Annotated in this window: 16 protein-coding genes; 3 read left to right on the forward strand and 13 right to left on the reverse strand. The window is 57.3% G+C overall.

Annotation, left to right across the window (positions count from 1 at the left end; genetic code table 11):
• Positions 1 to 4: 4 nt before the first annotated feature.
• Positions 5 to 481 (reverse strand): signal peptidase II, encoded by a 477-nt coding sequence (lspA, locus tag ACWORE_RS03825; protein WP_012731407.1) that lies wholly within the window; start codon positions 479 to 481, stop codon positions 5 to 7.
• Positions 482 to 560: 79 nt separating this feature from the next.
• Here lspA and ACWORE_RS03830 point away from each other — a divergent pair, with 79 nt between their 5' ends.
• A complete protein-coding gene (locus ACWORE_RS03830; RefSeq protein WP_455303109.1) occupies positions 561 to 1,499 on the forward strand; it encodes a DUF6263 family protein in 939 nt (312 codons plus the stop codon).
• Positions 1,500 to 1,509: 10 nt separating this feature from the next.
• Positions 1,510 to 2,511, forward strand: a complete 1,002-nt coding sequence (locus tag ACWORE_RS03835; protein WP_012731405.1) for an asparaginase — start codon at positions 1,510 to 1,512, stop codon at positions 2,509 to 2,511.
• On the opposite strand, the gene ACWORE_RS03840 is transcribed toward ACWORE_RS03835, so the two are convergent.
• Positions 2,512 to 4,014: a DNA polymerase IV gene (locus ACWORE_RS03840; RefSeq protein WP_406605886.1), complete on the reverse strand. Its 1,503-nt coding sequence runs from the start codon at positions 4,012 to 4,014 to the stop codon at positions 2,512 to 2,514. It abuts the gene before it with no gap.
• Positions 4,015 to 4,086: 72 nt separating this feature from the next.
• Positions 4,087 to 7,329, reverse strand: coding sequence for an isoleucine--tRNA ligase (ileS, locus tag ACWORE_RS03845; RefSeq protein WP_455303110.1), 3,243 nt, complete (start codon positions 7,327 to 7,329; stop codon positions 4,087 to 4,089).
• A 64-nt stretch (positions 7,330 to 7,393) separates the two neighbouring features.
• Here ileS and ACWORE_RS03850 point away from each other — a divergent pair, with 64 nt between their 5' ends.
• Positions 7,394 to 7,678: a hypothetical protein gene (locus ACWORE_RS03850; RefSeq protein WP_455302706.1), complete on the forward strand. Its 285-nt coding sequence runs from the start codon at positions 7,394 to 7,396 to the stop codon at positions 7,676 to 7,678.
• A 66-nt stretch (positions 7,679 to 7,744) separates the two neighbouring features.
• On the opposite strand, the gene ACWORE_RS03855 is transcribed toward ACWORE_RS03850, so the two are convergent.
• The 10 genes from ACWORE_RS03855 to murG form a co-directional block, all read right to left on the reverse strand.
• Positions 7,745 to 7,939 (reverse strand): hypothetical protein, encoded by a 195-nt coding sequence (locus tag ACWORE_RS03855; protein ID WP_012731401.1) that lies wholly within the window; start codon positions 7,937 to 7,939, stop codon positions 7,745 to 7,747.
• 106 nt (positions 7,940 to 8,045) lie between these two features.
• Positions 8,046 to 9,098 (reverse strand): DivIVA domain-containing protein, encoded by a 1,053-nt coding sequence (locus ACWORE_RS03860; RefSeq protein ID WP_041629229.1) that lies wholly within the window; start codon positions 9,096 to 9,098, stop codon positions 8,046 to 8,048.
• A gap of 343 nt (positions 9,099 to 9,441) precedes the next feature.
• On the reverse strand, positions 9,442 to 9,747 hold the full coding sequence (locus ACWORE_RS03865) for a YggT family protein (RefSeq protein WP_041628789.1): 306 nt from the start codon (positions 9,745 to 9,747) through the stop codon (positions 9,442 to 9,444).
• A 58-nt stretch (positions 9,748 to 9,805) separates the two neighbouring features.
• On the reverse strand, positions 9,806 to 10,330 hold the full coding sequence (locus tag ACWORE_RS03870; protein WP_448235086.1) for a cell division protein SepF: 525 nt from the start codon (positions 10,328 to 10,330) through the stop codon (positions 9,806 to 9,808).
• Between the two features lie 28 nt (positions 10,331 to 10,358).
• Positions 10,359 to 11,108 (reverse strand): YggS family pyridoxal phosphate-dependent enzyme, encoded by a 750-nt coding sequence (locus tag ACWORE_RS03875; RefSeq protein ID WP_406606049.1) that lies wholly within the window; start codon positions 11,106 to 11,108, stop codon positions 10,359 to 10,361.
• A 99-nt stretch (positions 11,109 to 11,207) separates the two neighbouring features.
• Positions 11,208 to 11,909 (reverse strand): peptidoglycan editing factor PgeF, encoded by a 702-nt coding sequence (gene pgeF, locus ACWORE_RS03880; RefSeq protein WP_296138483.1) that lies wholly within the window; start codon positions 11,907 to 11,909, stop codon positions 11,208 to 11,210.
• A 116-nt stretch (positions 11,910 to 12,025) separates the two neighbouring features.
• Positions 12,026 to 13,441, reverse strand: a complete 1,416-nt coding sequence (ftsZ, locus tag ACWORE_RS03885) for a cell division protein FtsZ (protein WP_296138167.1) — start codon at positions 13,439 to 13,441, stop codon at positions 12,026 to 12,028.
• A 236-nt stretch (positions 13,442 to 13,677) separates the two neighbouring features.
• Positions 13,678 to 14,520 carry a cell division protein FtsQ/DivIB gene (locus tag ACWORE_RS03890; RefSeq protein WP_406605884.1) on the reverse strand — a complete coding sequence of 281 codons (843 nt, stop codon included), beginning with the start codon at positions 14,518 to 14,520 and terminating at the stop codon, positions 13,678 to 13,680.
• Between the two features lie 41 nt (positions 14,521 to 14,561).
• Positions 14,562 to 16,124 carry a UDP-N-acetylmuramate--L-alanine ligase gene (gene murC, locus ACWORE_RS03895; protein WP_455303111.1) on the reverse strand — a complete coding sequence of 521 codons (1,563 nt, stop codon included), beginning with the start codon at positions 16,122 to 16,124 and terminating at the stop codon, positions 14,562 to 14,564.
• A 103-nt stretch (positions 16,125 to 16,227) separates the two neighbouring features.
• Positions 16,228 to 17,331 carry an undecaprenyldiphospho-muramoylpentapeptide beta-N-acetylglucosaminyltransferase gene (gene murG, locus ACWORE_RS03900; RefSeq protein WP_406605883.1) on the reverse strand — a complete coding sequence of 368 codons (1,104 nt, stop codon included), beginning with the start codon at positions 17,329 to 17,331 and terminating at the stop codon, positions 16,228 to 16,230.
• Between the last annotated feature and the right edge of the window lie 72 nt (positions 17,332 to 17,403).

A 17,403-nucleotide genomic window follows, 5' to 3' on the forward strand; every position in this document is an offset into this window, starting at 1 on the left:
CCTATTATCGCGCTTCTCTCTGTCTACCACCGAAGAGAACCCCAGCAATATAAAGCACCACACCAATGGTGATCGCCGAATCTGCCAGATTGAAAATTGCGAAACGACCCACCGAAATGAAGTCCACCACGTGCCCGACGCCAAAACCAGGACTCCGAAACAGGCGATCCAGAAGATTACCCAGCGCACCGCCACCAATCAGACCGAAAGCTAGCGTTTCCCACCTCGCCTTCATGCGTGGGGCCCACACCAGAACGGCGATGACGGCGAGGACCTGGATCACGGTGAACACGATCGTTGCACTGCTGCCCATACTAAAGGCTGCCCCCGAATTACGGATGAGGTACAGACGAAAACCCGGAATGATCGTATACGCGTGTCCGGGTGTAAGAACCGCCACAAGGAGCGATTTCACCAGTTGATCAACAATCGCCACCGCCGTCACGATGCCCAGGACAATCCATCGATTCACGCAGACCATAGTAACGAAGTGTCGCCCTATCACCCCATGCCGCTACGTCATGTCCAGGGTCGTCGGTAAAATTGGCGGCGTGAATGTCATGCTCCGTCGAATCGCTGCCGCTGGAAGTGCCATACTCCTCTTATTCGCGACAGGTTGTGGCTCAGATAGTAACGACGCTAAAAAACAGAATTCCGCCACCGTGAACCTGGAGGCGACCGTCGTTACTGTGACAAACCCGGGGGAACAACCGCAGTCGAAGCTCACATATGACCTCAGTGACTCTGACCAGCACGGAACGATGGACGTGACACAAGGGTTCGGGCAGGAAACCAATGCCGACAATGTGCCGGACGTGACGTCCACGACAATGACGCTGCCCTACACCGCGAAACGCGACACCATCACACTCGGAAAACCGACTGGGTCTAACGACAAGCTCAATTCCGATATTGCGACCGCCCAAGGGTTCACACTGAAGACGAGTAATTCCCCCAGCGGCATTAAGTCTGAAGCAACCTTCACTGCCCCTGAGAAGGCGACGGAAACTGCGCGTGCCTCCATTGAACGTGCGCTCACGCAATACCTCTCTACCCCCGTCGTGTTCCCCACTGATCCGGTGGGCATCGGGGCTCAATGGGACGTCCGGATTAAAGTAAACGAACCTTCACCTGCAGTGAAGACGATTACCTACACCCTGAAGAATCACGAGGGTAATACCGTCGAACTCGAGGCCAGCGTTCAACAACGCCCTAGCACCACGTCCCTCTCCCTCTCGGAAGCGCCTGATGTGCCGTCCGATACTAAGGGCTCGCTGGATGTCAAAGACTCGTCGACCAGCACCCACGTCGGCACAGTCACTGTTGACCTGACGAAGCCGATCCCGGTCAAGGGCTCCATCGACACCACGACGATCACGACCTATGCCGGCGACACCAGCGGACAGTCTGACGACAAGTCGCCCGCCCCCGAGAAAAACTCAACGGCGGGCGGGACGTCGATTATTCAAAAGAATCAGCGCGCGATGACGTGGAAGTAGGTTACCCATCATGACATTTTCAGCGACCAAACCAGACGATGCCACCGCGTCACAGCAGGAGACCTCCGCTCAGCCCTCTGCCACGCCCCCGCGCATCGTTGTCCTCGGCACCGGGGGCACAATTTCCTGCACCCACGACTCGTCCGGGGCACTAGTGCCAACCTTGTCGACACAACAACTCGTTGATCCGGTAGTTCAACGCTTTGAGGGCAACGTCATCGTCGAAGCGCGCGATATATCGCAGCTCGACAGCTCCTCAATCACATTCGACGATTACGACACCATCAACGCGGCTATTAAAGAGGTCCTCAGCGATCCTGAGGTCACCGGTGTCGTCGTCACGCACGGAACCGACTCGATGGAGGAATCAGCCATCGCGGCTGACATTGTCCATAATGATTCCCGTCCGGTCATCTTCACTGGTGCACAACGGCCCGCCGACCACCCGGAGGCCGACGGGCCCGGAAACTTGTTCGAGTCAATTGTCATCGCAACAGATAATTCTGCTCGCGACATTGGAGTGCTGATCGTCTTCGGACATGCGGTCATTCCCGCACGTGGAGCGGTGAAATGGCACACATCCGATCCGCTTGCTTTTGCGACCAACGCACCCGATGAACCACCGCGGCCGCGCCCGTTGCCCAAGGTCACATTCGCAGGGCATCGCGTCGACATCATCCCGGCATACCCTGGAGCCGACGCCACCCTGTTGAACGCGGCTATCGACGCCGGCACCGAGGGACTCGTTATCGAGGGCATGGGCGCGGGAAATGTCGGCGACGCCTTAGCGACGGCGATCACGTCCGCGCTGAAACAAGGAATTCCCATCGTGATGGCAAGCCGCGTCCCGCGAGGAAACGTCAATCCCCTATACGGTGGCGACGGAGGTGGACTGACTCTCTCTCGGCAGGGCGTTATCGGTGCCGGGTGCGTTCATGCTGGCCAGGCGCGAATTATCCTTGCTGCGGCCATTGACGCTGAGGTTCATCCGCAAACGCTATTTGACGTGTGATCATTCACCGTGAACTAGCCCTAGCCAGTCGCCCCACTCAAGGCTATCGATGGGATCTGCAGGAATGAGCTCCGGCGTATCGACCGGAAAGCTTCGTACTAGCCCTTTCCCCGTCGTGCGCGTTTCGAACCGAACACTCACCACGCCGTGTCCCGAACCTTGTACCCACCCGTGGCCGTACTCAGGATGGTAAACATCGATCGTCGCAGGCCACACAGATGTTTCCGTGTGGGACGCATCCGTCGGAGCACCATCGAACTCAGGTTGCTCCGCATCCGCTTCCGTCGAAGCGTTCGCAAGTTCGTCACTATCGACGGACGCCGTCGGAGTATTCGCCGCTGACACAACTCCCGCCTCGAAATCACTATCAGCCTCCGTAAGGGCTCGGTAGTCCGCCCCTTGTGACGGATCGAGATCCGGAAACAATGCTTCCTGGCGAGCAGATTCCAGCCCTGAGAGAGACACTCCAACCAGGCGAACAGCACCAAAAACAGCAGGATCGGCCGCGAGGCGGCTGGCAACGCGGTACAGCACGTCCCAATCCGTCGTCGAAAAAGGAAGTGTTTCTGATCGCGTGTGCTGCTCGAAATCGGCACGCTTAAGCTTGACCGTCACCGTGCGGGCCCCACGGCCATCATTCATGAGACGACGGTGAGCCTTCGTCAAAGCCGCACGTATGCCCTCGTCCACCCCATCCAAGGTGGTGACGTCGTCGCTGAACGTCGATTCCGACGACACTTGCTTCGCTTCCGCCCGCGGCGCAACAGGGCGTGGATCATGCCCCTGAGCAAGCAGCCACAAGGCTGGCCCATTCGTCTTCCCCAACGTCATTTCCACATCGGTTCTGGACATACGGGCGAATTGCTCGATCGTCCTCACCCCAATGTCGGCCAATTTAGCTTCCGCTACCGGGCCAATTCCCCACAGCTTTCGCACCGGCAGCGGATCGAGAATAGCGTGCTGGTCCTGCACCGAAATGACAAAGGTTCCATCGGGCTTGGCCAAACCCGACCCTATCTTGGCGAATTGTTTCCCAGCTCCGGCTCCCACCGACGACGGCAGCCCGGTTTCCTCCCTAATGCGCTTCCTTAGATGTCCAGCCCATTTGCGCACTTCATCGGGAGTGGCGCCACTGAGTTCGTCCGGCTCCATGAAGGCTTCGTCCACGCTGAGCTGCTCAATCAGCCCGGCTTCTTCACGAAGAATCTCCATGACCCGTCGAGACGCGGTTTTATAGACATCAAAACGCGGCCTCACGGTGATCCCGGCGTACCCGACTAAGCGACGGGCACGCATTATGGGCATCGCAGAATGGACACCGAACACGCGGGCTTCATAGGAGGCTCCGGCGACGACGCCACGACCGGACACTCCGCCCACTAATACCGGGCGGCCACGCAGGGTCGGGCGGGTTAATTGCTCACACGAAGCAAAGAAGGCATCCATGTCGATATGGAGAACCCACCGATGCTGGCTGGCATCGTCGTGCGTGGTGTTCGCCATATCTCTACAGATGTCATCCTTTCTGACTAAAACCACTCGCCCGGTATGAGAGCGCTCTTATGCCCGTCGCCGTTATGACGCGTCGGAGTTGTCGCGTCGAAGATCAACTGCCACCGAGGCAAAGCAGCCATCCGACAGATCTGTGGCCTCAGAGGGCGCCTCGGATGCGGCCTTGATCTCCACCGAGGTCGCCAAAACCTCGGAGGCGATGGTGTCCTTTTGGGACTTCACCATATCGACCTTGTCGTCGGGGACGTACATCGTCAACGCGATGCGGTCAGAGACGTTCAGCCCTGCCTGTTTGCGGGCCTCCTGAATTCCGCGAATCCGGTCGGCCGCCCAGCCTTCAACCTCGAGCTCCGGCGTCATCGTGGTGTCGATGACAACCAGGCCCTCAGTTCCTTCGATTTCAGCAGTCGTGTCTGGGTTCACCGCAACAAGACGACGCGTGAATTCCTCGGGCTTGAGGTCAATATCGTCGGCACGAAGAACGTCTCCGTCAACGGTGTAGTCACCCGCCTTCACTGCCTTAATCGCCTTCTGGACATCCTTGCCCAGACGGGGGCCGGCAACGCGAGCATTGACAACAGCTTCAAAGCGGCCCACGGAATTAACATCGTCAGTCAAGATAACATCCTTGACATTGACTTCATCGCGAATGATGTCCGCAAATGGCTCCAAGGACGACGAATGAGGCATCGCCACGGTCACCGACAGCAAGGGCAACCGGTTCCGCAAGTGATGAGCCTTCCGCAACGACGACGCAGCCGAGCACGCGGACCGCACACCATCCATCGCCTTGACCAAGTCAGGATCTGACGGGATGGCATCAGACGAAGGCCAATCAGCCAGGTGCACCGAACGCCCACCAGTCAGGGCACGCCACAGCACCTCCGAGAGCATCGGCAACAGGGGTGCAGTCACACGAGTCAACGTTTCCAGCACCGTATACAGCGTATTAAAGGCTTCCGGCTTGACCGTGTCCCCAGCCCAGAAACGATCACGTGACCGACGCACATACCAGTTTGTCAGCGCATCGCAGAACCAGCGCACCTCATCCGTCGCGCGCGCAACGTCAGTATCGTCTAAAGCCTTCGTGACTTCGTCGATAGTGTCGTGCAATTTAGCGAGGATATACCGGTCCAGGGCATTCGTCGACGACGTCGACCACTCCGCCGGTTTCGAGGCGTACAGAGCAAGGAACGAATACGCGTTCCACATTGGGAGCATCGCCTGGCGCACGCCCTCACGGATGCCTTCCTCGGTGACGATCAGGTTTCCGCCGCGAAGGATCGGCGACGACATCAAGAACCAGCGCATCGCATCCGACCCGTCGCGGTCGAACACTTCGTTGACGTTCGGATAATTGCCCTTCGATTTGGACATCTTCAAACCGTCATTACCCAGGACAATTCCGTGGGCGACGACGCGTTTGAACGCTGGCCGATCAAACAGCGCTGTTGCCAACACGTGCATCGTGTAGAACCATCCGCGCGTCTGGCCGGAGTATTCCACCACGAAATCCGCCGGAGCATGCTTTTCAAACCATTCCTGGTTCTCAAAGGGGTAATGAACCTGAGCAAACGGCATCGACCCCGACTCAAACCAGCAGTCGAGAACTTCTGGCACGCGGTGCATCGTCGACTTGCCCGTCGAATCGTCCGGGTTGGGGCGAGTCAGCTCGTCAATGTAGGGGCGGTGAAGCGACTCGGGACGTGTCCCAAAATCTCGCTCGAGTTCGTCAAGCGAACCGTAGACGTCGACACGCGGATACTCCGGGTTATCAGAGACCCATACGGGGATGGGTGAGCCCCAGTACCGATTTCGGGAGATGCTCCAATCGCGGGCGCCTTCGAGCCACTTCCCGAACTGCCCGTCGCGAATATGCTCCGGGAGCCACTCAACTTGGTCGTGGTTGAGCTCGACCATGCGGTCGCGGAACTTCGTCACCGACACAAACCACGACGGTAACGCCATGTAGATCAGTGGCTGGCCCGACCGCCATGAGTGCGGATACGAGTGCTCGATCGTCTGGTGGCGCACGATACGCTTGGCCTTCTTCAAATCCTTGATGATCTGCTTGTTCGCATCAAAGACCAGTTGGCCTTCATAATCCGGGACCTCAGACGTGAACTTCCCGTCAGCATCTACGGGGATAACCAGCGGGATATCAAACTGGTTCGTCGTGTTCATATCGTCTTCACCAAAAGCCGGGGCCTGGTGGACGATACCCGTACCATCTTCCGTCGTGACGTAATCCGCTGGGAGGATCTGGAACGAATTCGGATTATCTTTGAAGTAATCGAAGATCGGCTCATAGGTCAGGCCGACGAGGTCGCTCCCCGGGTGAGTGGAGAGGACTTTATAGTCCTTACCCAGTTCTTTCTTGTAGGCGCCGACGAGGTCTTCGGCTAGCAGAACGCGTTGACCTTTGAACCCGTCAAGCCCGGTGCTGCCGACCTCAACCTCGACGTAGGTCACGTTCGGATTAACAGCCAGCGCCAAGTTCGACGGCAGCGTCCACGGCGTCGTCGTCCAGGCAAGGGCCAAGGCGCCGACCAGACTGTCGTCGGCACTAGTCCCCTCTTTCACCCCGGTGATCGGGAATGTCACCGTAACGGTGGGGTCTTGACGCAGCTTGTACGAATCGTCGAGACGAGTCTCCTGATTCGACAGTGGCGTGTGCTCTGCCCACGAGTACGGAAGGACGCGGAACCCCTGATAGATGAGCCCTTTGTCGTAGAGAGTCTTGAAGGCCCACATCACAGACTCCATGAAGTCGAGGTTCATGGTTTTGTAGCCATGCTCGAAATCAACCCACCGAGCTTGCCGGGTGACGTACGCCTTCCATTCCTCGGTGTAGCGAAGGACGGACTTCGCGCAGTAGTCATTAAAGGCTTCGAGCCCCATCGACTCGATTTCGCCTTTGTCCTTGATGCCTAGCTGCTTTTCTGCCTCAAGCTCGGCAGGAAGACCGTGGCAGTCCCACCCAAAGACGCGGGCAACTTTCTTGCCACGCATCGTTTGATACCGGGGGATGATGTCCTTGACGTACCCGGTGAGCAAGTGCCCGTAGTGGGGCAAACCATTTGCGAAGGGAGGGCCGTCGTAGAACACATACTCTGGGGCGCCATCGCGCTGGATAATTGATTCTTCAAAGGTGCGATCTTTCTTCCAAAAATCCAACACCTTGGGTTCCATATCGGCAAAGCGCGTAGATCCTTCTGCAAGATCGACACGCGGGTATGCGCCACCCGCAGGAGTCGCATCCTCCGGGTTCCTGGGAGAATCAGATTTTGTCTCCGACGTCGACATGTTATCGGTCACCCTGGCTCCTCTTATCTAGGCTGTCATAACAACGAATGACGTAGCGGAGCCGATGGCACGGATACCTGTGGAAGGCGAACTGCGCTTCATCGAGCTCAGCATTGCTCGGCCAGGGACGCTCACGCGCGGTACCACCCTGATTGGATATGGCCTTACGCTGCTTCGATCACCACTGGAACGGAGCACGGACCATATCCCACTCATTAACGACGGTGACGGTGCCGAACCGCTCGGTTCTACTGGGGCACCTCATCCGCACTATTACGGGCATCGCCGCCACAATGCAGTTCTGGTGTCTGTTCTTCCGAGTCGCTCCCCGGAGATAGCCGGATCATAGCGGACGAACAAAACTATACGGGATTATCGATGATGCTAAAAATTTACAACCGGGAACGCGCGTTCATTATTCCCCATTCACGGATTTACCGCTCTTCCCAGCGCGCTCTTTCCGTTTAACGATGATATCGATGATGACGATAAGAACTCCTATAGCTCCTACCACGATGCAGGCTATTGCCCACGCTTTTGATGCCAACACCAGGGCAAGAACGAGAAAGGCAAAAGCCACAACGGCTAGAAGCAGAGCTAATACGGTCATAACCACATCCTTTGTTTGTCACCAGCCTAGCAAATCCAAATAAGACAAAAATTAACCCACCGCGGGAAACTAGCCCGCAGTGGGTCGATAAAACGAAGGGAACTACCTAGTCATTGGACTCGAGCTGGCCGGCGGGTGCCGCAGAACCACGTGAGTTCAAATCCTCCAGCTGAGATTCGAGGAAGGTCTTCAGGCGGGTACGGTATTCGCGCTCGAAGGTACGGAGCTCTTCGATACGAGCCTCCAGAGCTTCCTGCTGCTTCTTCACGGTGGTCATGATCTCTGCGTGCTTACGCTCGGCGTCGCTACGCAGCTGATCTGCCTTCTCCTGAGCCGACCGGACCTGAGCCTCCGACTGTGCGGTGGCGTCGGAAATCATTGTCTCCGACTTCTGCTTAGCATCTGCCACCATGGCCTCGGACTTCTGGCGAGCCTCGGCGATCATGGAATCCGACTTCTGCTTAGCGTCGTTGAGCTGGCTTGTCGAGCGGGACTCTGCATCGGCCAGCGTGCGCTTCGAGGACTCGTCAGCGTCGGAAATGGTCTTGTTGGCTGCAGTACGAGCCTCATCCAGCATGGACTGGGATTCCTGACGGGCGTCGTTGGTGAGACGATCCGCCATCTCCTGGGCCAAGCTTAGGACGCGAGCTGCCTGCATGTGAGTCTCTGCCGTGGCCTCGCCGGTCTCGCTGTCGGTACCGGGGACCGACGATGCAGCCTGCGCGGGCTGTTGCGGCTGGCTTTGCTTCTCAGACTCGAAGCGAGCGCGAGCATCGGCCTCGGCTTGTTTGCGAGCCTCGACCAACCGTGCTTCGTACTCAGCTTCAAGGTTCTGGCGAACTTTCTGCTCAATGTCTCGGCGGAGTGACTGTTCCAGTTCACTGCGGACCTGGCTCTCAATCTCCGCACGGAGAGCGCCCTCATCAACCGAGGACCCAGCACTTGGTGCCGATGCTGCAGAAGATGAAGCAGCATCACGAGACTCTGTCGAGTTGCTTTCTACGGCACTCTTGAGTTCAGAGTTTTCATCAAGCAGCTCACTGAGAGTGTCTTCGACAAGGTCGAGGAACTGGTCAACCTCATCCTCGTTGTAGCCACGCTTGCCGATCGGCGGCTTGCTGAACGCTACATTATGCACATCAGCGGGAGTCAGCTGCATGGAAATTCCCTTCACTTTCATACGGAACGCCAACCGCCGTCCACCGCACGCGGTGGACTCGGATACCATCCCGAGTTTCTATCTGTCTCTGGAAACGCAGTTGTGAGATCTACTTTAACTTCATTGATAACGCTTTACACGTTACATCGCCGAGAAATGTTCTGATCACAACAGCCCCGGCAACCTCAGCAGCTCGTAGCTACTACCGATTAGCCGTTGCTATCTACTGCGACCCCAAAATATCCGATTAACGTCGTTAATCTACCGCACTATAGCGCATATAGCGTATCAAGTGTCCCCATTTTTTCGCCAGTTTCACGAAAAGCGGGCCACTCGCGCGGAATTAGTACAAGCCGAACACACCAGTCGGTCGGAATACCATCGCAATAACTTCCAGCGCGAAGAACAAAACGAGGACTGATAGGTCCAGGCCCACGCCGCCCCCAAGGTTGAGGGGAGGAATGAGTTTTCTCAGAGCTTTGACCGGTGGGTCTGTGACAACAAAGAAAGGCTCCGCAGCCAACGCAAACCACCGCGGAGGCCGCCAAGACCGGGAGAAACTGGCGATCATTTCAACGACGATCCTGACGATCAGGATGAAAGAGTAAATCCGCGCGATCGTATAGATAGTGAGCGAAAGAGCAGTCACACGTGTCCTTTACCGCATTAACAAATAATTTCGATACAGCGTACCGGACGGACGGGGCTTAGAGAGAGTCGGGCTCTTTCAGCTGCTCTTTCTGCTCGTCGTCCAGCCTGACGCCTTTCGGAATCAGCGCAAACTTGCGCGGAGTAAGCTTCTCGGTCCGCGCGTCGAGCGCAATCTGAATCCCCGCAGCGAAGTCAGCGACACGCTGCGCCTGGGACTTTTCCATCGCGGATACGTCGTACACGACGATGTCACCATTGCGGAACGCCTCCCCAATTTGGCGGGCTTGCCGGAACGAGGCCAGGGTTATCCGCACAATCTCGGGCTCACGAGGCGTCTCTGTCGTCGTTTCCCGGGATTCCGGCGTCGACGAGGAATAATAACGGGATCCACCGTAGCTACTCCCCGACCGATAACCATAGGAATCGCGGGAATAAGAGTCGGCGTGGCGCTCACGCTCTATGGGGCGATCGTCGTAATCGTCGTAGTCCTCGTAATCATCGTCATAATAACTATCACGCTTATAGTCTTCTACAGGCTGAAGGCCGAAGAATTCTTTTACTTTATCCATTGAGCCGGCCATAGTAAGAGTCCTTCCTCCGTTGATATGCTCACAAAGTTACTGGCCTAGAGCCAAGAATAGCTGTTCCGACACGCACAACTGTTGATCCGGCCGCAATCGCATTTTCTAGGTCGCCCGACATCCCGGCTGACAAACCCCCGCGACCACCGTGCTTCTGGCGAATGGCCTCAGATAATTCAGAAGCGCGGGCAAAGACCTGTGCTGAATCATCATCCCGCGGCGGCACCACCATCAGTCCCTCGAGGGTGAGATACTGCGACGAATTAACGGCGTCTGCGAGGGAATCGAGATCATCTTCCTTCGCTCCCCCACGAGACGGATCACCGTCGGCACTCCATTGAATAAAAACTGGGAGCTGATCGACGTTCTCATGCTCTGTGCTTACACGCTCACCCGCGTCTACAGCGCGCTTCATGCCGTTGTCAAGACCATGAACAATTTTGAGGCGATCAACAGTGTGAACACGGTGGGCCCACCGCGCAATGTGATTGGTTTTCTTCGACTGCACCTGGCCGATCATGTCGATATGAAGTCCCACCCCATTTTCGCCGAGCCGGCGGGCTTTGTCCCGCGCTTCCTGCTCACGGTTTTCACCCACCACGGTGACCCCACAATCCGCTAACGCCTGGAGGTCCTCATAGGGGTGAAACTTTGTGACCGGCAGTAACTCGATATCCTTAGGATCCCGCCCCACTGACTCAGCTGCGCGTGTGATGCGACGAGACACTTCATCAAGGCGGGACGACAACTCCGCTTTTCGCTCCTCGTAGGTAGCCATCACCAGCCCATTCCTTTCCAGCTACTCACATTATTTGCCTGTCAGCGACCTCTTCGCCTGTCAGCCACGCACCCGCTTGTCAGCGAGGGCGACGCGATCTTATGTCCACGCCGCCGACGGCATCCACACTGCGGCCGCCTGCCTACCTGTCGTGCCCTCACGCCTGTACGAGAAGAACGTTGCGTCCTCGCTAATCGTGCACCGGGGATCCGCATCAATCGCCGTGACACCCATGCTCATCAGTTGACGAACCAGCCCTCGTCGTAAATCGAGGCTCGGAGTTCCCCACTGCGTGGTGCTCGATGACCCGGGCAGGTGCTGCTCTACATCACGGACCATATCAGCGGGCACTTCGTACCGCTCTCCCGACGCGGCCGCGCCCATCAGCGCGTGCATGTGTGCCGGCTTGGCCCCACAGCGGATCATCGTTTCCACCGTCGCTTTGACGATCCCGTTGCGCGCGCCCAATCGGCCAGCGTGAACGGCGGCAACAATGCCGGATACGTCGTCGGAGAGAAGCAACGGCACACAGTCCGCAGTGAGTACAACTAAGGCTAAGTCACGTTCGGTCGTGACCATCGCATCCGTTGCTTCGATTGGGCTTGTCATCGAACCATTGACGACGGTGACCGTCGGGGAATGAATCTGTTCCATGTAGAGAACACGATCCATGGGAAGCCCCAGAACCCGAGCAAAGTGCTCGCGGTTCTCGGCGACGGCAGCTGGGTCATCGCCGACGTGATCGCCGAGATTGAATGATTCATAGGGCGCACGGGAAACCCCGCCGGCTCGCGTAGTCATGACTTTGCGAACGCGACGGGGTTCTGGAGTGGGATTGTTAATCGTCACGCCATCCTTCTGTTTCTTTACGACTTCTTTCCGATGACCCGGATTCTTCACACTGGCCCGAATTCTTTTTAGGAGAAGGGCAGATCCAGATCGTCATCGTCGTCGTCATAGTCGTTACGGGAGTCATTCCCCCGCTGCGGCTGCGTCCCACCACGCTGCAGATCGGATTGCTCCTCGGAGAAGCTATGCCGACTACCGGAGGTAAAAAGTCCGCGGTTCGCCGCAGACTGGTAGGAGCCACCGTTGCTCTGGGAACGTCCGTTCGATCCGTCGGCCTGTCCATAAGGCTGCCGGGAACCGCTCTCCCCTGAGCCACCGATCGGTTGCGATCCGGCGGACGCTCCAAAACCGCGGTCCGCAGAGCTGTGCTCACGGCGCTGGAAGGAGGACGTCATCTGCTCACGAGCACCCGCGGAACCCGACGATGACGCGCTCGCCGGCTGGCCGGAAAACACGTCGCGAGCATTCGATTCCCGTGGCGCAGGTGTCGTTTGGGAATTCGCCGGCTGGGCAGCATGAGCACCGCTTGACTGCTCGGTGCTGTCGTCGAACCCGGTAGCGATCACAGTGACTCGGACTTCGTCGCCGAGGTTTTCGTCGATAATCGTTCCGAAAATGATGTTGGCGTCGTCAGAGGCCAAGTTGGCAACGACATTGGCTGCATCGTTGACCTCGAAGAGGCCGATGTCAGAGCCACCCGCGAAGGACAACAAGACACCGTGGGCGCCCTCCATGGTGTTTTCCAACAGAGGGGAGCTAATGGCCAGTTCGGTCGCTTGAGCAGCACGCCCTTCACCACGAGCAGCACCGATTCCCATCAAGGCCGAACCAGCATCCGACATGACTGAGCGAACGTCGGCAAAGTCAACGTTAATGACGCCTGGGGTGGTAATCAGGTCGGTGATGCCTCGGACACCATTGTGGAGAACTTCGTCAGCCTGGCGGAAGGCTTCCATCATGGAGACGTTCTTGTCGCCCATCTGAAGCAAGCGGTCATTCGGAATGACAATCAACGTGTCACACACTTCGCGCAAAGCTTCGATGCCCTCAAGAGCCTGCTTCGTACGACGCGGCCCTTCGAAGGTAAATGGACGGGTCACAACGCCGACGGTCAACGCGCCTTGCTTCTTCGCGATGCTCGCGACCACCGGGGCGGCACCCGTTCCGGTTCCACCACCTTCACCTGCGGTGACGAAGACCATATCCGCACCCTGCAGGGTGGATTCAATCTGGTCACGATGATCCTCGGCAGACTTCCGGCCTACCTCAGGGTTGGCGCCAGCCCCCAGGCCACGGGTCGCTTCGCGGCCGATGTCAAGCTTGACGTCCGCGTCAGTGAACATAAGCGCCTGAGAGTCGGTGTTCACGGCGATGAACTCGACTCCCTTGAGGCCATCTTCAATCATGCGATTGACAGCGTTGACGCCGCCGCCGCCAACGCCAACCACTTTGATGATGGCGAGGTAGTTATCCGATGTCGTCATGGTTGTAGGGCTCGCCTTTCGTTACACGATCTATCGCTATCGAACTGTACGGTCTGCGCAAAGACTACAGGATGTTGCCACCTTTATTGCAGAGGCGCAGCGGCCCGTAGCAAAGAATTTTATTTTTTACGTTTCTATAATGCTTGTGAACAGACCAAACACGTGGTGACTAATCCATTCGGCGTGTCGCAAGTCTAAACCTCAACTTTAGGCTTTACCTGCAGTTATGGTTCACACTATTCCTTGACTGAGACCTGAGCCGGGTTGGAAACATCCCATACACGTCCTTCTCGCTGAAGCACGGCCTTCGTCGCTTCTGCTTTAGACGACGCATTATTACTCGTTCCCCATTTCACTGTTTTCTCGTCTTTGAAAACTAACGAAATATTATTTTCATTCTGGGCATCAATATGGTCAATATCGCCGACGATACCCGGCGCGTGCTCGTGAACAGCCTGGGCGACGTGTGCCACTGCACGTGCAGTCTCCTCATCGGGAGAAGTGTTCCCATCCAGCTTCAACGCCCCGTCCGGGTGCGGAGAAACGTCGAACTCTCGCCCGTTATCGTCGAAAAGATGATCGCCATCATCGTCCACATAAAACGCGACGGTTGCTTCCTTCACCGAAATCGAGATAGTCCGCGGCCAGGAGCGCTCCACCGTGGCCTTCGTCACCCACGGCAATCCGACAACGTGTGACGCTGCGGCATGAGTATCAATCCGGGTCATATTCTGACCCTCGTGGATCCCCGAGGCGGCAATGATGTCCTCTTTCGAGGTCTGCTCATTACCTTTGACGGAAAATGAGGACACGGTCAAGATGGGAGCGATCCGGAGAACCACCGCGCCGACCACAAGGAGAAGCACGATGATGAGAGTTGCTCCCCACCACCGGCGTCGACGTCGGCGACGGCTCTCACCCTGTGATTCTTTACGGCCACCGGAATGAATGACACGTGAGTGCTCCCTCTCTTCGTCAGAGTCGACGGGGGAACCAAAGTTGTCGATGGGTACGCTGCGCCCCGGCTGTCTGCCTTTAGCGCCAGCGTTTTTACGCGACGCTTTTCGTGAGCCTCTCACTAGTTCTTCCTACTTACCTCTCACCCAGGTCACGTTGTAACCTACTGCACCGGTTCATGCAGTGCCGCAACAATTGGATCTGCCAGCATAGTCACGGTTCCTGCGCCCATAGTCAAGATGATGTCCCCCGGCCCAGCGATGGTGCTCACCATGCGAGGAACCTCGTCGACTCGATGGGCGGCGTGCGTCGGAATAGTCATCTGATCAATGATCAGGTCACTCGTCACTCCCGGAATGGGCTTTTCACGGGCACCATAAATGTCCATCACGATGGCCTCGTCGGCGAGGGACAAAGCCTCAGCAAATTCCGAAGCGAATTCCTCAGTTCGGGAATACATGTGGGGTTGGAAGACGACAATCACCCTGCGGTGGTGGCCTTCCACAGAATCCATCGCCTGAATCTTGTCCCGCGCCGCGGTCAACACCGCCCGCACTTCGGTCGGGTGATGGGCATAATCGTCGTAAACAGAGGCTCCCTCGTAATAACCATGCACGATGGTCCCATGTGATTCGAACCGACGACGCACGCCCTGGAAGCCGTTCACGCCACTCACGGCGCGCTCACGGTCAGCTCCGACAAGAACCGACGAGACAATTGCAGCGACAGCATTGAGAACCATGTGTTTCCCGGGGATATGCATCGCAACGCGGTGCGTGCTCGTGTCCGCCTCATTCGGCTCGCCACCTGGGTTCTCAGCCGACGCATGCGTGGGCAGAGAAATACGGATCAGCGCATCCGTGCGGTCAGGCTTCGGGGTGATCTCCGTAATTTCGGCACCCACCGGGATCGACGGATGACGCGTACACGCATCACTCGTTCCATAACCAATAACGTTTATTCTGTCCCCTTGCTGCACAATCCGCTCACCCAGTGCCGCAGCGTGCGGGTCATCCACGCAGACGACCAAATATCCACCGTCGACAATGCGGTCCGCAAATTCGTCGAAAACGTGAACATACGATTCTTCGGAACCATAAAAATCGAGGTGGTCCGCCTCAATGTTGGTCACCACCGCAACATTGGGTGAATAGGTCAACAACGACGCGTCGGACTCATCTGCTTCAGCAACGAACACTGAGCCCGTGCCATGATGCGCATTCGTCCCGGTCGTGGAGAGCTGCCCTCCCACGGCGAAACTGGGATCCATGCCCGCCTGTTGCAGCGCGATAACTGCCAGCGACGTCGTCGAGGTTTTCCCGTGAGTCCCGGCAATGAGTAAAGCATCGTGGTCAAGCAGAAGTGCGCCTAAAACGTCGGACCGCGTGACCACGGGGATTCCGCGTTCACGAGCGCTCACCAGTTCCGGATTGTCCTGGGGAATAGCAGCAAACGAGGTCACCACACATGTCGGCGTATCGCCCGTCAAGTCCAGGTTTTCCGCCTTATGTTCCGTGGCAATCACAGCTCCGGCGGCTCGTAAAGCCAGGATGGTGAGCGAGTCTTTCATGTCCGACCCGGTGACCGTATATCCGCGGTCTAACAAGATCCGGGCCACCCCAGACATGCCCACACCGCCGATGCCCACCATGTGGACATGGCGAAGTTCATCGGGGGTTATTGCATGTGCCGGATTGACACGTCGGGCATGACGCTCTAAGTGCATGGTGTGCCCAGCGTCCTTCGTCTGCCCGCTGGTTTCGTCGCTATGTGCCACTACTTCGCTCCTTGACTGTGAACAGGTAATTAGGGGAACAGCTACATGGACGTCATCGAGCTGCTGCAATAACGCGTTGAGCTATGTCATCGGCGGCATTGGGGTTGCTGCTTTTGGCCGTTTGCTCCGCCATCACCGTTAAGGCATCAGGGTTCGTGATCATGGGAATCACCTTGTCGACGATGGTCTGGCTGGTGAGGCCGTCGTCGTTAATGAGTATGGCCCCTGAATTGTCGACGACGGGCTGGGCGTTCAACGCCTGCTCACCATTGCCATGCGGGAGTGGCACATACACGGCCGGGAGTCCGACAGCGGACACTTCTGCGACGGTCATTGCCCCCGACCGGCAGAGAATCATGTCTGCGGCGCTCAAGGCCAGATCCATCCGCGAGATATAGGGGACGCCGATATAGGGCGGAGTTCCATCTTGGTGATCAACGTCTATTGAGTTTTTCTTCCCATAGGCGTGGAGTACCGAGACCCCCGCCTCACCGAGTTCGCGTGATGCACCGGATACGGCGTTATTGATGGACCGTGCCCCCTGGGAACCACCTGTGACCAGCAAAACTGGCGCATCGGGATCCAAACCGAAATACTCACGGGCCTCTGCACGAAGTCCTGACCGGTCGAGCGAGCTGATCTCTGAGCGGACCGGGATCCCCACGATCTCCGCGGAAATACCTGATCCTTCGACGGCAGCTAGCCCCTGTCCCCCTAAGCGAATTCCCAGCTTATTGGCCATACCGGCTCGCGCGTTCGCCTCATGCACGAAGAAGGGGATGTGGAGGGATTTGGCCGCGAGGTACGCGGGGGCCGACACATAGCCACCGAAGCCGATAAGAACGTCGGCGTTGACGTCGCGCAAAATGTCTTTTGTTTGGGTGACCGCCCGACGAACACGGTGTGGAACAGAAAAAAGTGCTTTATTAATTTTGCGTGGGATTGGTACTGGGTCAATCATCCGCAGGTCATAACCACGTTCGGGGACCAGAGTTCCTTCGAGCCCCTTCGTCGTCCCTAATGCTGTGATCCGTGCAGAGGGCACACTGCGACGAACCGCGTCAGCAACTGCCATCGCAGGCTCGATATGACCGGCAGTGCCACCACCCGCAACAACAACGGAAAGCTCTCCGTCCGTATCCTGTGACCTCTTCATACACCCACCTAGGAATAGCGCTACATCATCGACGTAGCCTTATTTGTGCCTTAAAAACGTGTCTCATTCATA

This window comes from Corynebacterium sp. c7Ub_26 (assembly GCF_053760365.1).

Excerpts from the sequence above, each read along its gene's own strand:
- lspA (WP_012731407.1), bottom strand. The coding sequence starts at position 481 with ATGGTCTGCGTGAATCGATGGATTGTCCTGGGCATCGTGACGGCGGTG.
- ACWORE_RS03830 (WP_455303109.1), top strand. The coding sequence starts at position 561 with ATGCTCCGTCGAATCGCTGCCGCTGGAAGTGCCATACTCCTCTTATTC.
- ACWORE_RS03835 (WP_012731405.1), top strand. The coding sequence starts at position 1,510 with ATGACATTTTCAGCGACCAAACCAGACGATGCCACCGCGTCACAGCAG.
- ACWORE_RS03840 (WP_406605886.1), bottom strand. The coding sequence starts at position 4,014 with ATGGCGAACACCACGCACGACGATGCCAGCCAGCATCGGTGGGTTCTC.
- ileS (WP_455303110.1), bottom strand. The coding sequence starts at position 7,329 with ATGTCGACGTCGGAGACAAAATCTGATTCTCCCAGGAACCCGGAGGAT.
- ACWORE_RS03850 (WP_455302706.1), top strand. The coding sequence starts at position 7,394 with ATGGCACGGATACCTGTGGAAGGCGAACTGCGCTTCATCGAGCTCAGC.
- ACWORE_RS03855 (WP_012731401.1), bottom strand. The coding sequence starts at position 7,939 with ATGACCGTATTAGCTCTGCTTCTAGCCGTTGTGGCTTTTGCCTTTCTC.
- ACWORE_RS03860 (WP_041629229.1), bottom strand. The coding sequence starts at position 9,098 with ATGCAGCTGACTCCCGCTGATGTGCATAATGTAGCGTTCAGCAAGCCG.
- ACWORE_RS03870 (WP_448235086.1), bottom strand. The coding sequence starts at position 10,330 with ATGGCCGGCTCAATGGATAAAGTAAAAGAATTCTTCGGCCTTCAGCCT.
- ACWORE_RS03875 (WP_406606049.1), bottom strand. The coding sequence starts at position 11,108 with ATGGCTACCTACGAGGAGCGAAAAGCGGAGTTGTCGTCCCGCCTTGAT.
- pgeF (WP_296138483.1), bottom strand. The coding sequence starts at position 11,909 with ATGACTACGCGAGCCGGCGGGGTTTCCCGTGCGCCCTATGAATCATTC.
- ftsZ (WP_296138167.1), bottom strand. The coding sequence starts at position 13,441 with ATGACGACATCGGATAACTACCTCGCCATCATCAAAGTGGTTGGCGTT.
- murC (WP_455303111.1), bottom strand. The coding sequence starts at position 16,124 with ATGCACTTAGAGCGTCATGCCCGACGTGTCAATCCGGCACATGCAATA.
- murG (WP_406605883.1), bottom strand. The coding sequence starts at position 17,331 with ATGAAGAGGTCACAGGATACGGACGGAGAGCTTTCCGTTGTTGTTGCG.